At 53.1% G+C, this 12,880-nt stretch carries 11 protein-coding genes; 7 read left to right on the forward strand and 4 right to left on the reverse strand.

What is annotated here, in order from left to right; all coding sequences use genetic code 11:
* Window positions 1-9: 9 nt before the first annotated feature.
* Window positions 10-1,764, reverse strand: coding sequence for an arginine--tRNA ligase (gene argS / locus PSE_RS15830; RefSeq protein WP_014285792.1), 1,755 nt, complete (start codon window positions 1,762-1,764; stop codon window positions 10-12).
* A gap of 91 nt (window positions 1,765-1,855) precedes the next feature.
* A complete protein-coding gene (locus PSE_RS15835; RefSeq protein ID WP_014285793.1) occupies window positions 1,856-3,073 on the reverse strand; it encodes a deoxyguanosinetriphosphate triphosphohydrolase in 1,218 nt (405 codons plus the stop codon).
* Window positions 3,074-3,285: 212 nt separating this feature from the next.
* Between PSE_RS15835 and erpA the strand changes: the two genes are divergently transcribed.
* The 3 genes from erpA to mgrA all read left to right on the forward strand — a co-directional run bounded on the left by erpA (window position 3,286) and on the right by mgrA (window position 5,879).
* A complete protein-coding gene (gene erpA / locus PSE_RS15840) occupies window positions 3,286-3,627 on the forward strand; it encodes an iron-sulfur cluster insertion protein ErpA (RefSeq protein ID WP_008546796.1) in 342 nt (113 codons plus the stop codon).
* Between the two features lie 293 nt (window positions 3,628-3,920).
* On the forward strand, window positions 3,921-4,703 hold the full coding sequence (xth, locus tag PSE_RS15845; RefSeq protein WP_014285794.1) for an exodeoxyribonuclease III: 783 nt from the start codon (window positions 3,921-3,923) through the stop codon (window positions 4,701-4,703).
* 114 nt (window positions 4,704-4,817) lie between these two features.
* Window positions 4,818-5,879, forward strand: coding sequence for an L-glyceraldehyde 3-phosphate reductase (gene mgrA, locus PSE_RS15850; protein WP_014285795.1), 1,062 nt, complete (start codon window positions 4,818-4,820; stop codon window positions 5,877-5,879).
* Window positions 5,880-5,926: 47 nt separating this feature from the next.
* Here mgrA and PSE_RS15855 read toward each other — a convergent pair whose 3' ends face one another.
* Together PSE_RS15855 and PSE_RS15860 are read right to left on the reverse strand one after the other, a co-directional pair.
* Entirely contained in the window at window positions 5,927-6,415 is a 489-nt protein-coding gene (locus PSE_RS15855) for a hypothetical protein (protein ID WP_014285796.1), read from the reverse strand.
* Window positions 6,416-6,610: 195 nt separating this feature from the next.
* Window positions 6,611-6,985, reverse strand: coding sequence for a carboxymuconolactone decarboxylase family protein (locus PSE_RS15860; RefSeq protein WP_014285797.1), 375 nt, complete (start codon window positions 6,983-6,985; stop codon window positions 6,611-6,613).
* Window positions 6,986-7,271: 286 nt separating this feature from the next.
* Here PSE_RS15860 and PSE_RS15865 point away from each other — a divergent pair, with 286 nt between their 5' ends.
* The 4 genes from PSE_RS15865 to PSE_RS15880 all read left to right on the forward strand — a co-directional run bounded on the left by PSE_RS15865 (window position 7,272) and on the right by PSE_RS15880 (window position 12,869).
* Window positions 7,272-8,399 (forward strand): alanine racemase, encoded by a 1,128-nt coding sequence (locus tag PSE_RS15865; protein ID WP_014285798.1) that lies wholly within the window; start codon window positions 7,272-7,274, stop codon window positions 8,397-8,399.
* Between the two features lie 662 nt (window positions 8,400-9,061).
* Window positions 9,062-11,371: a formate C-acetyltransferase gene (pflB, locus tag PSE_RS15870; protein ID WP_014285799.1), complete on the forward strand. Its 2,310-nt coding sequence runs from the start codon at window positions 9,062-9,064 to the stop codon at window positions 11,369-11,371.
* A 289-nt stretch (window positions 11,372-11,660) separates the two neighbouring features.
* On the forward strand, window positions 11,661-12,395 hold the full coding sequence (gene pflA, locus PSE_RS15875) for a pyruvate formate-lyase-activating protein (RefSeq protein WP_008546726.1): 735 nt from the start codon (window positions 11,661-11,663) through the stop codon (window positions 12,393-12,395).
* Window positions 12,396-12,536: 141 nt separating this feature from the next.
* Entirely contained in the window at window positions 12,537-12,869 is a 333-nt protein-coding gene (locus PSE_RS15880; protein ID WP_041768604.1) for a hypothetical protein, read from the forward strand.
* The last annotated feature ends 11 nt before the right edge of the window (window positions 12,870-12,880 follow it).

The following is a 12,880-nucleotide window of genomic DNA, read 5'->3' on the forward strand; positions in this document are numbered from 1 at the left end:
GCTCAGGCACTAGCGCATTTCATTCGGTGCTGTGACACCCAAAACATTGAGGCCAGAAGCAATTACCTGTGAAACTGCATAGACTAACGCGAGTCGAGCTTTGGTTAATTCTGGCGTTTTATCATTAATAAAGCGTAATTGCGGCTTTTCCTTGCCTCTGGACCAGTGTCCATGCAGGGCGCTTGCAAGCTCATACAGATAGAACGCAATACGGTGCGGCTCGTGGTTTTCTGCGGCTCCGTCAACAATTCGAGGCCATTGAGCCATCTTGGCAATCAGTGCCAATTCGCCCTCGTCCTCAAGTTGTGCAAAATCTGCAGACTGCAACTCTTCAGCTGTGTTGGAGAACCAATCCAGTTCCTCAGCAGCCTGACGCAGCACAGAATGGCACCGAGCATGACCGTATTGAACATAAAACACTGGATTGTCTTTTGACTGCTCTTTCACCTTGTCAAAATCGAAGTCCAGCTGCGCATCGTTCTTACGATAGAGCATCATAAAGCGTACCGCATCCACGCCTACTTCATCAACCACATCGCGAAGGGTGATGAAATTACCAGAGCGCTTGGACATTTTGAATTCCGCACCGCCCTTGAACAGCTTCACCAGCTGACAAAGACGAACGATAACATCCACATCGCCGCCAGAGATCGCGTTGCCGATCGCTTCCAGACGCTTCACGTAGCCCGCATGGTCTGCACCAAGCACAAAGATGATCTCTTTGAAGCCACGTTCAATCTTGTCGCGCATGTAAGCAACGTCAGCCGCAAAGTAGGTGTAGCTGCCGTCAGACTTCACCAGCGCACGGTCACTGTCATCACCGTAGTTGGAAGAACGGAACAAGGTCTGCTCACGATCTTCCCAGTCCTCTGGCACTTCACCTTTTGGTGGTGGCAGAGTGCCGTTGTAAACCAGATCACGCTTGCGCAGAGCGTCTAGCGTCAGATCAATCGCGTTGCCCTGACCATGCATGGTCTTTTCAGAGAAGAACACGTCATGCTTGACGTTCAGCGCGCCAAGATCCCCGCGGATCATGTCCATCATCTTGTCAACGGTATACCCCTTGAGCAAAGCAAGACGCTCAGCCGGAGCCATATCCTTCAGGCTCTCGCCATACTCTTCCGTCAGAGATTTACCGACAGGAATAAGGTACTCACCCGGATAATACCCCTCAGGGATCTGACCAATATCTTCACCCAGCGCTTCACGGTAGCGCAGGAAGGCAGAGTTCGCCAGCGTATCAATCTGAGAGCCCGCATCGTTGATCACGTACTCACGGGTCACGTCATAACCGGCAAACTGCAGCAGGCTCGCCAGCGCATCACCAACCACGGCACCACGGGTATGCCCCACATGCATTGGGCCAGTCGGGTTCGCGGAAACGTATTCCACGTTCACCTTCAGGCCATCACCACGTGCGGATGCGCCAAACTTGTCGCCCTTGGCAACAACGTCGCCAATCACACGCTCCCAAAGGGTTTTGCTGACGCGGATGTTGATGAAGCCAGGTCCGGCAACATCAACAGCTTCAACTTCACTGTCGGCGCGCAGGCCCTCCGCGATCTTTTCAGCAAGATCACGCGGCTTCATCTTCAGCTGTTTAGCCAGCACCATGGCAGCATTGGTTGCCAGATCGCCATGCGCAGCATCCCGAGGAGGTTCAACAGTCACACGTCGGAGATCCAGCTCCGGCGCGTCAGCAGCAAGGTCGAGGCCCTTGACTACACTGTTTACCCTTTCGGCGAAGTCTGCAAAGATGTTCATTTTTAATAGCCTAGTTTTGACAGCTCACAGGGTTTTGCAAAGCCGTAGCCCCACATAAACTCCGTGAATTAATAGTGTTTGAATTGGCGCATTACCCCAGTTCAGGGGTATCGTCAAATAATCGTCGATGTTCGTCTATGGCATAACGATCTGTCATGCCTGCAATGAAGTCACAGACCCTGCGGGCCACCACCTCATCACTCTCGCCATTCAATCCTGTACACCACGGTTCTGGCATTCTTTCCGGTGCCTTAAAGTAGGCATGGAATAAATCCCGCACCACCTTAGCCACCTGCTTGCGAACAGCCAGAACACTTTCGTGCCGGTAAAGATTGGCGAACAAAAACTCTTTCAACTCGCGCTCTTCTCGCGCCATTTCAGTTGAAAAGGCAATAACAGGACCATTTGCATCACGAATATCCCCGCATTTCTTGGGAGAAAGTTGATTAATTCGGGAAATACTCTCCGCAATCACGTCCTCCACCATACCGGTGATACATCTGCGCCCGATCTCGTGAATGCGCCGCGCATCCTCAAGGCCGGGATATTTCCCGTCCACTTCGTCCAGAATGCGCTTCAGATAAGGCACATCTTTCATGGCCTCAAAGCTGAGCAGCCCTGCCCGCAATCCATCATCCAGATCATGCGCGTCATAGGCGATATCATCTGCAAGTGCCGCCACCTGCGCTTCCGCACTTGGCCACGACCACAGCAGCAAATCCTGATGCTTGGCATACTCACTCACAGCAAACGGCAGGCCCTTGTCTGAAAGCTTGCCACACGGTGCGCCGGAATGATCCGTCAGCGGCCCATTGTGCTTGACCAGCCCCTCCAGCGTTTCCCACGCTAGATTGAGTCCGTCGAACTCCGCATAGCGGCGCTCCAGATCCGTCACGATGCGCAGGGACTGGGCGTTATGGTCAAACCCGCCATAATCCGCCATGCACTCATGCATCACGTCCTCACCCTCATGCCCGAACGGCGTATGCCCAAGGTCGTGTGCCAGAGCCAGACATTCGGCCAGATCCTCATCCAGCCGCAAGGCTCGAGCCAACGAGCGGGCAATCTGGGAAACCTCAATGGTATGGGTCAGTCGCGTGCGGAAGTGATCGCCCTCATGATACACAAAGACCTGCGTCTTGTGCTTCAAACGGCGGAAAGCGGCAGAATGGATAATGCGGTCACGATCCCGCTGGAACGGCGTGCGCGTCGGGCTGTCAGATTCAGGATAAAGCCGTCCGCGGCTCAACTCCGGATCAACAGCATACTCAGCGCGCGGCTGAGCCCCGTATCCTAACGTCTTGACCATTCCTTATCCCCCACCCGCTATCATGAGAAAACCACAGAGTCATAGCCGCTGATTTTCTTATCACAGCAATGACATAACAGATGTAAAGGCCCTGTAAACAATCGCTTTCCCAAGCCAAATGCAATTTAGCAACAAAATACTATGGAAATTAGCGTGTAGACCACCTAAATTACAAATCAAAGAAAGTACAAGCCCCCAGGCAAGACCCGATTATGACCCAGACCCCAGAAAATACCGTTGGTTTAACGGACAAGGCCGCAAAACGCGTAGCCCAGATTCTTGAAAAAGAAGCAGACGGCAGCATGCTTCGCATTTCTGTCGAAGGTGGCGGCTGTTCCGGCTTTCAATACAAGTACGACATCGTTGAAGAACAGGAAGACGACGACCTCGTCCTCGCCAAACTCGGCGCTACCGTCCTAATCGACAGCATTTCCCTGCAGTACATGGCAGGCTCAGAAATTGACTTCGTGACAGATCTCATGGGCCAGTCCTTCCAGATCACCAACCCGCAAGCCGCCGCCGGCTGCGGATGCGGCACAAGCTTCTCCATCTAATCTAGCACCTGCCGGTCTTGAGGGGATAACTTCAGCTTATTTCATCTGATCGCGAGCCCGCACGGCGAGGCCCACCGCCTCGCCCACACAAAAAACGCAACTTTCCCCCTTTCCTTTCAAACCAACGCACATTTCAACGCAAAGCAGTTATTCCCTCTGGCGGGTACTGTTATGCCCATCCACACACACTTTTCCTGCTTACCTTGCCCTCCTGCGGGACCGTGCTAGAACAAATACAGGACATACACAAAGCAAGCAGCCAAAGTTCTGCTGCTTTCTCGAAGGGAGACCCGATGAAAATCGCAAGCTGGAACATCAATGGCGTCAAAGCGCGGTTAGAAACGGTTCTCAAGTGGCTCGAAGAAGAACAGCCAGATGTCGCCTGTTTTCAGGAAATTAAATCGGTTGATGAGAACTTCCCGCGCGCTCCGTTTGAAGAGCTCGGCTACAATCTGGAAACCCACGGCCAGAAAGGCTTCAACGGCGTAGCCATCCTGTCCAAGCGTCCGTTTGAAGAGGTCAATCGCCGCCTTCCGGGCGATGAGGAAGACGAGCAGGCCCGCTATATCGAAGCCGTCATTGCTGGCGACAACGAGCCAATCCGCGTCGGCTGCCTTTACCTGCCAAACGGCAACCCGGTAGAAACCGAAAAGTTCCCGTACAAACTGCGTTGGATGGACCGCCTCCATAAACACGCTGAAATGCAGCTGGAGAAGGAAGAGGCATTTCTTCTGGTCGGTGATTACAACGTTATCCCTGAGCCGGAAGATGCAAAGAAACCAGAGGCATGGGTTGGTGATGCACTCTTCCGCCCGGAAAGCCGCCAACGCTTCCGCGCCCTGCTCAACCTCGGCTTCACAGAAGCAGTTCGCGCCACCAACAGCACTGCTGGAACCTACACCTTCTGGGACTATCAGGCAGGCGCATGGCAACGCGACAACGGCATCCGTATTGACCACCTGTTGCTCTCACCAGAAGCCGCCCGCATCATGCAAGGCGTTGGCATCGACAAACACGTCCGCGGCTGGGAAAAGCCATCGGACCACGTCCCGGTCTGGGTTGAGCTCTCGGCCTGATCGCAGCTCACAAACCGGGCACACCCTATCAAGAACTCTGGTGGCGGCCTCGCCACCAGCCCTCCTCATTATTCCATGAAAACATAATCATACAGAAGTCTGGGAGGACATCTGATGGCTTGGCAACCAGCTGACAATCGTTATGACACCATGAAGTACAACCGCTGCGGGAAGAGTGGCCTCAAGCTACCTGCCATTTCCCTCGGTCTCTGGCACAACTTCGGTGAAACCACCCCACACCAGACCAAACGCGAGATGTGCCGCACCGCATTCGATCTGGGCATTACCCACTTTGATCTGGCCAACAACTACGGCCCGCCTCCAGGCAGCGCAGAAACCGCCTTTGGCGAGATCCTGCGCACAGACTTTGCCGGATACCGCGATGAGCTCATCATCTCCTCCAAAGCTGGCTATGACATGTGGCCGGGGCCATACGGCGAATGGGGCAGCCGCAAGTATCTCATCGCCAGCTGTGATCAGTCACTGAAGCGTATGGGGCTGGACTACGTCGACATCTTCTATTCCCACCGCTTTGACCCGGACACACCACTGGAAGAGACCATGATGGCGCTTGATCAGATCGTCCGTCAGGGCAAAGCGCTTTATGTCGGCATCTCCTCCTACAACTCCAAGCGCACCAAGGAAGCGGCGAAAATCCTGAAGGAACTGGGCACTCCATGCCTGATCCACCAGCCAAGCTATTCCATGCTCAACCGTTGGGTTGAAGAAGATGGCCTGCTCGACACACTGGAAGAAGAAGGCATCGGCTCCATCGTCTTTTCCCCGCTCGCGCAAGGCATGCTGACCAACAAGTACCTGAACGGCGTGCCAGATGACAGCCGGGCAGGAAAACACGTGGGCTCCTTCCAGGAGAGCTTCCTCAATGAGACCACCCTTGGCCATATCCGCTCCCTGAACGAGATCGCCCAGAACCGCGGCCAGACGCTGGCGCAGATGGCTCTGGCATGGGTGCTGCGCAAAGGCCGCGTCACCTCCGCCCTGATCGGCGCCAGCCGTAAGGAGCAGGTGATCGACTGCGCAGCCACCATCAACAATCTGGAGTTCACGGAAGAAGAACTGACCGCCATTGATCAGTACGCCACAGAGGCCAACATCAACCTCTGGGCCCAATCCGCCGAACGCGAAGGCCCTTCCCGTCCAGAGAAGAAAAAGTAAGATTTAAGGGCGCGGGGCTCTGCTCCGCGCCTCTTTAGGCAGCTTAATCAGCAGGTCGCAGCCCGGCGCAACTTGAACTTCTCAGGCGCTTTACATTTCTGAAGCGCATAAGGCGCCTCTTTAGAGCGGCTAAGCCCGTACGGATCTCCCTTCAAGGAAGCAACAACACCCTTCGCGGAGAACTCGCGAGGCGAACAGCTCCACTTTCCACCACGCTTGTTGGTGACAGGATTATAGGTGTTCGAGCCATACTGATAGCAAACCAGCTTTCCATCCACTTTCCATCGGCCTGGCAGAACAACTTTGTTTCCCGGATACCAAAGGAAGTTTGTTTTGTTCGCCCCGAAATACTCCACCTGGAAGCCGTGCAAACGGTTGAAACTCAAATAGGTTCGGCCCGCACGCGGGTACTCAGGAAACAAGTTCTCCTGATACATGATGCGGCTAAACTCCTTCTGAGATGAAACCCCGGAGTTACAGCCTGCCAGAAGAGCCAATGCTCCGACAGCAAGCGAACACTTCAGTAAAGTCCTCATGCAAACCTCTAATTATATGCAACAGTCACGCAAATGAGGTAACAGTCAGCAACAGAACTCAAAAGTGCATTTTCAGCTTCCACAGCACATATCAAAAGCTTTCAATACAATCTATATAATTGATATTAATAGTGATTTTCTTTTTATTAAACCTAGCGAAAAATGAGCTCTACACCCACTCCCGCCACTATCTGATCAAGACCTAGGATCCAGCCCCTTCTCTTCAAAGTACGCAAGTGCGGTGTTCAGGCCATTGAGAGCTGCTGGCACACCGGCATAAACGGCCATTTGCCAGATGATCTCAAGGATTTCGGAAGGACGTGCGCCTGCATTCAGCGTGTGCTCGATGTTCATGGCCAACTGCGGTCCCGTGTGCCCACCCATCGCAGTGAGAGCGGCAATGCTGCAAAGCTGCCGGGTCTTCAGATCAACCCCTTCACGGCCATAATGCATACCATAAGCCCAGTCCACGACACTCTCAGACATGCCGGGCACCGCTGCATCATATTTGGCAGCAAGTCTCTTTTGCAGTTCAGGATTTAGAATACTCAGGACGTCCTCAGCTTTCATAGGCCAGTCTCCTCAGGTTACAAACAACCGCTGATCAGACCTGCCTATCTGCCTCCTCTTGATAATCAGTGAGTTTACCCGCGAGAAGTTGAGTTGTTTGGAAACAACACGTACCAAACTCACCAACTAGCATCAGAATTTATTGCGCCTGAAACACCCCGCCTAATCGACCGAAACAGTGCAGAAACTTGCCATTCTCACAATTCCAGCAGGGCCTACTGTATATTCCAGATCAGATCTGATAGGCATTTCTACGAGGAATACCAGATGATTGCGGAGCCCCTGAATGCTTGAAGACCTTCAAACCCCTTGCCTCTTGCTCGATGAAGCTGCGATGAACCGGAATATCAAAGGCATGGCAGACAGGTTCAAGCAGATCGGAGTGCCGCTCCGCCCGCATCTCAAAACAGCCAAGTCCATCGATGTCGCCCGCATTCTGCAAGAGCACGGAGCAGACCGCTGGGCCGTCTCCACGCTAAAGGAGGCCGAGTACTTTTCCTCCTTTGGCCTCAAAGATATCCTCTATGCCGTCTCCATCGTCCCGCAGAAGATGGAACGCATCATGCAGCTCAACCGCGCCGGAGCTCAAATGTCCATCTGCCTGGACAGTACCGAGATGGCAACACACCTTTCTACCATGACACTGGATGGCCCTAAGCCACGCGTCTATCTGGAGGTCGACGTCGACGGTCACCGCACCGGCGTGAAGGCAGATCAGCAGCGCGCCGTTGATGTGGCCAGAATACTTGCAAACGCATCTAATCTAGAATTCGCAGGCGTCATGGCCCACGGCGGCGGCGTCAGTTATGCAGCAAACGGGCAGCAGGAACTGGAAGCCGCAGCCAAACAGGAGCGCACCTGCACCCTCGCAGTAAAGGACGCCATTCTTGAAGCTGGCCTCCCATGCCCGCAAGTCAGCATCGGCTCCACGCCAACAGCCCTCTTCGGAACGTCATTTGAGGGCGTTTCTGATGTCCGTGCAGGGGTTTACGTCTTTCAGGATGTGTTTCAGGCCAACCTTGGCATGTGCGCCATGGAAGATGTGGCAGCCACCGTACTCACCAGCGTCATCAGCCACGCCCCACACCTCAACCGCATCGTCGTAGATGCCGGAGGCCTCGCACTCTCCAAGGACCGCTCTTGCGCAAGCCAAAGCAACGACTGCGGTTTCGGCCTTCTCAGTGACGTCGACGGACATGTAGATCCGCTGCTTTACGTGCAAGGTGTGAGCCAGGAGCATGGCTACATCACCACCAGAGATGGCAGCCCATTACCCTTCGAGCTCTACCCACTTGGATCACAGCTTCGTGTTCTGCCCAACCATTCTTGCATGACTGTCGCGGCCTATGAGGGGTACCATATGATCAATGGTGACCATGAGGGAGAGTGGTGGCCGCGCTGTAACAGATGGTAGGTCAACCCTTTCCATCAAGAATGCCTTTCACATCTCACTGAGGTGTACAGTTTGTCGCACTAGGAAATTGATTGGCAAAAGTTTTTTTCGGTTTGAGCATTCTAACTCTCCTGTGCATATCACCGTTTACCAATAAAGAAGTGTGGCCGAATTGAGTCTTTTTGGCCACCTCCACACCCCCGCCGGAAGCCCAAAAGTCGATTTTCCACCTCGCGCACTAATATTTCAAACTTCGCATGGCAGCTATGCAGATTTGAGATACCTACATTATACTTACTATAATGTACTTAGTTCGCACCTAAGTGGAAATGCGGGCGCCCTATTTAAGGGTTTCGCAAATGCACAAAATCAACACCTTCAAAGTCAAAATTTAGCAAGTAAATTCATAGGATTAGAACCATTCCAGACCCCACCGCAACGCACACAACCTGAACGAGTTATATCACCACTTGCAATTGGTCGCCCAATATCCAAAATGTATGCATTTGTATAATTCTGCCTTGCATTTTTTGCAGGTCTGCTGGCCATTTCAGAATTGACATAGATCAAGATGCAGCCCCACTCGGGGAGTACAGTCAACGTCAACAAGCACTGGATGCAAGAAAGCGTAACACTCTGCAAGCCTTTGGAATTTACTTGTAGCGCCACGCTGATTTGCTCAAATGATGAAGGACCTAAAAATGGGCGTTCACCAGAACATCGATAAGGCTAATGCCGACACTCTTCCTTTTCTGAAAGAGGACGGACCCAAGGCTTACGCAGGTTTCAAAAAGGGCGACTGGAATAAAGAAATTGACGTGCGCAATTTCATCCAGCTCAACTACACCCCTTATGAAGGTGCTGACGACTTCCTCGCTGGCCCGACAGAAGCAACCACCAAACTCTGGGACGCTGTTCTTGAGTTGATGAAAGAAGAAAACAAGAAGGGTGTTCTCGACGCAGACACCGAAGTTGTTTCTTCCATTGTTTCTCACGCTCCAGGCTACATCAACAAAGATCTCGAAAAGATCGTTGGTCTGCAGACCGATGCTCCATTGAAGCGCGCACTGATGCCTTATGGCGGCCTGAAAATGGCAGTCGCAGCTCTGGAAAGCAACGGCTACAAGCTTTCTGAGAAAACCGCTGAAATCTTCCAGAAGCACCGCAAGACCCACAACGATGGCGTTTTCGATGTCTACACTCCGGAAATCCGCCGCGCTCGTTCTGCTGGCATCGTAACCGGTCTTCCTGATGCATATGGCCGTGGCCGTATCATCGGTGACTACCGCCGCGTTGCGCTGTACGGCATCGACAAGCTGATGGAAGACAAGAAAGCACAGCATGCTTCTCTGGACGGCAACGTCCTGAACGAAGAAACACTGCGCCTTCGTGAAGAAATCTCCGAACAGTACCGTTCCCTCGCTGAACTGAAGGAAATGGGCGCTGCACACGGCTTCGACATCGGCCGCCCTGCAGAAAACGCTCAGGAAGCAATCCAGTGGCTCTACCTCGGCTACCTTGCAGCGATCAAGGAGCAGAACGGTGCAGCTATGTCTCTGGGCCGCACAACCACCTTCCTCGACATCTACATCCAGCGCGATCTGGACAAAGGCGTCATCACGGAAGCTGAAGCTCAGGAACTGATGGACCACTTCGTCATGAAGCTCCGCATGGTCCGCTTCATGCGTACTCCAGACTACAACGCTCTGTTCTCTGGCGATCCGGTATGGGTAACTGAATCCATCGGCGGCATGGGCATCGATGGCCGTACACTGGTCACCAAGAGCTCCTTCCGCGTTCTGCAGACCCTGATCAACCTCGGCCCTGCACCAGAACCAAACCTGACCGTTCTGTGGTCTGAGCACATGCCTAAGGGCTTCAAAGACTACTGCTCTAAAGTTTCTATCGAAACATCTTCCGTGCAGTACGAAAATGATGACCTGATGCGTCGTTACTGGGGTGATGACTACGGTATCGCTTGCTGTGTATCTGCAATGCGTATCGGTAAACAGATGCAGTTCTTCGGTGCTCGTGCCAACCTTGCAAAAGCAATGCTTTACGCAATCAACGGCGGTATCGACGAAAAGACTGGCAAACAGGTTGGTCCAAAAGCACACCCAATCACCGGCGACGTGCTGGAATGGGAAGAGCTGGAACCACTTTACGACCAGATGCTCGACTGGATTGCAAAGGTTTACGTTCAGGCGCTGAACTGCATCCACTTCAGCCACGACAAGTACAACTACGAGCGCGTTGAAATGGCGCTGCATGATCGCGACATCCTGCGCACCATGGCGTGTGGTATTGCTGGTCTGTCTGTTGTTGCTGACAGTATCTCCGCTATCAAAAACGCGAAGGTCAAGATCATCCGTAACGACGAAGGTCTCGCAGTTGACTACGAAGTGGAAGGCGACTTCCCTTGCTTCGGTAACAACGACGACAGCGTTGACGTGATTGCAGAAGACATCATGAAGAAATTCATGGGCAAGATCCGCAATCAGCCAATGTACCGCAATGCGACACCTACACAGTCTGTTCTGACCATCACATCCAACGTTGTGTACGGTAAGAAGACTGGCTCTACTCCAGATGGACGTAAAGCAGGTGAACCATTCGCACCGGGTGCAAACCCAATGCATGGCCGTGACCAGAAGGGCGCAGTGGCTTCCATGAAGTCTCTCTGCAAACTTCCATACGAAGACAGCCAGGACGGTATCTCTTACACCTTCTCCATCATCCCAGGTGCACTGGGCAAGGACGAAGCTGAACGGATCGACAACCTGTCCCACCTGCTCGACGGTTACATGCACGACATGGGTCACCACATCAACGTGAACGTGTTCGACCGCAAGACTCTGGAAGACGCAATGGAACATCCTGAACTGTACCCACAGCTCACCGTTCGTGTCTCCGGTTACGCAGTGAACTTCATCAAGCTAACCAAAGAACAGCAGCTTGATGTGATCAACCGTACTTTCCACGGCCAGCGCTAAGAAAGCTAAGGCCAACGGTCAGCGCCAACAACGCTGACCACTCAAACTCCAAGACAAGGCGCGGGGCTCAGTCCCGCGCCTTCTTTGTTGCGACATATTCGTCATTCCCGTGCGACAGGAGCGCACATGCGCCGAAAATGAATGGCTGAGTTGCACAAATTCATCTTTAAAAACAAGGCTAAAGACCTTATTTTATAAGTATTAAAGAAAAGCAGAAGCGGCCCGAGGAAAAATCCTCACTCCCTATCAGAAAAAGGCCGCTCGCAAGTGATGATAAAGGACGCCAGCCATGCAAGACACCATGGGCTATGTTCACTCAGTAGAAACAGGCGGCACCGTTGACGGTCCGGGCCTGCGCTACATTGTGTTCACCTCTGGCTGTCCGCTGCGCTGCCTTTATTGCCACAACCCGGACACGCTCAAGCTGAAAGCCGGCAAACAGTCTTCCGCCTACGAACTCCTAAAAGACATCTCCACCTACCGCTCTTACTTTGAGACCGGTGGCGGTGGCCTGACCGTGAGTGGCGGCGAACCAATGGCACAAAAAGAGTTTCTCAAAACTCTGCTGTGGGGCTGTAACCAGATGGGCGTTCACACCACCGTGGACACCTCCGGCTACCTGCACGCTAATCTCGACGATGAAACCATCGACATGGCAGACCTGTACCTGCTCGACATCAAATCCTGGGTACCGGAGACCTATAAGAAGGTCACTGGCGTGGAAGTTGGCCCTACCCTCGAGTTCGCAAAGCGTCTGGAACGGATGGACAAAGATGTCTGGATCCGCTTCGTGCTCGTTCCTGGCCTCACAGACGCGCCTGAGAACGTGGAAGGCGTTGCCAAGTTCGTGTCTGAGCTCGGCAATGTGAAACGCGTTGACGTTCTGCCATTCCACAAAATGGGCGAACACAAATGGCAGTCCATGGGCAAGTCCTATCAGCTTAAAGACACCCGCGAACCAACTGCTGAAGAAACAGAAGCCGCTAAGGACACCTTCCGCAAGTACGGACTGGACGTGCACTAAGCTCAAACGCTCAAAGAGTGCCACGCTTCAGCCACAGGCGTCGCAAAGATACCTGTCGATTACATAGGTTCTCCTGAATTTCAGGAAAAAGTCGCCACAATACCTTCCCAGACTAGCCCTCGAAAACACGGGGGCTTTTTCATGAAACAACGAGTTATCCTCGGTGGGCTGCTTATGCTCGCCGCCAGCGCATCAGTTGCAAATGCAGGCTTTAACCAAAGCCGTGCTGAAAAGTTTGCGAAGAAAAACGAAGAACACATTACCTGCTACTACCTCTACGGGCTGACCGAACAAAGCGGTAAACAGGACATCGCCAGAGGCATCATCACCGCCATGGCGTACGCAAAGGGCATGAACAAGCAGGAAGCAGTTTACGCCCTCGGCTACGGCTCCGGCAAAATCGCCGCACTCCTGGAAGCGGACCCAGACCACCGCGAAGACCTCATCCAGAAACACAGCAAAGACTGCAAGTAATAAAAAAGGCT

Source organism: Pseudovibrio sp. FO-BEG1, from assembly GCF_000236645.1.
Taxonomy (GTDB): Bacteria; Pseudomonadota; Alphaproteobacteria; order Rhizobiales; family Stappiaceae; genus Pseudovibrio.

What these genes read in the sequence shown, in the direction of transcription:
- argS (WP_014285792.1), bottom strand. Translation starts at nt 1,764, where the DNA reads ATGAACATCTTTGCAGACTTCGCCGAAAGGGTAAACAGTGTAGTCAAG.
- xth (WP_014285794.1), top strand. Translation starts at nt 3,921, where the DNA reads ATGAAAATCGCAAGCTGGAACATCAATGGCGTCAAAGCGCGGTTAGAA.
- PSE_RS15880 (WP_041768604.1), top strand. Translation starts at nt 12,537, where the DNA reads ATGAAACAACGAGTTATCCTCGGTGGGCTGCTTATGCTCGCCGCCAGC.
- pflB (WP_014285799.1), top strand. Translation starts at nt 9,062, where the DNA reads ATGATGAAGGACCTAAAAATGGGCGTTCACCAGAACATCGATAAGGCT.
- PSE_RS15865 (WP_014285798.1), top strand. Translation starts at nt 7,272, where the DNA reads ATGCTTGAAGACCTTCAAACCCCTTGCCTCTTGCTCGATGAAGCTGCG.
- PSE_RS15835 (WP_014285793.1), bottom strand. Translation starts at nt 3,073, where the DNA reads ATGGTCAAGACGTTAGGATACGGGGCTCAGCCGCGCGCTGAGTATGCT.
- erpA (WP_008546796.1), top strand. Translation starts at nt 3,286, where the DNA reads ATGACCCAGACCCCAGAAAATACCGTTGGTTTAACGGACAAGGCCGCA.
- pflA (WP_008546726.1), top strand. Translation starts at nt 11,661, where the DNA reads ATGCAAGACACCATGGGCTATGTTCACTCAGTAGAAACAGGCGGCACC.
- PSE_RS15855 (WP_014285796.1), bottom strand. Translation starts at nt 6,415, where the DNA reads ATGAGGACTTTACTGAAGTGTTCGCTTGCTGTCGGAGCATTGGCTCTT.
- mgrA (WP_014285795.1), top strand. Translation starts at nt 4,818, where the DNA reads ATGGCTTGGCAACCAGCTGACAATCGTTATGACACCATGAAGTACAAC.
- PSE_RS15860 (WP_014285797.1), bottom strand. Translation starts at nt 6,985, where the DNA reads ATGAAAGCTGAGGACGTCCTGAGTATTCTAAATCCTGAACTGCAAAAG.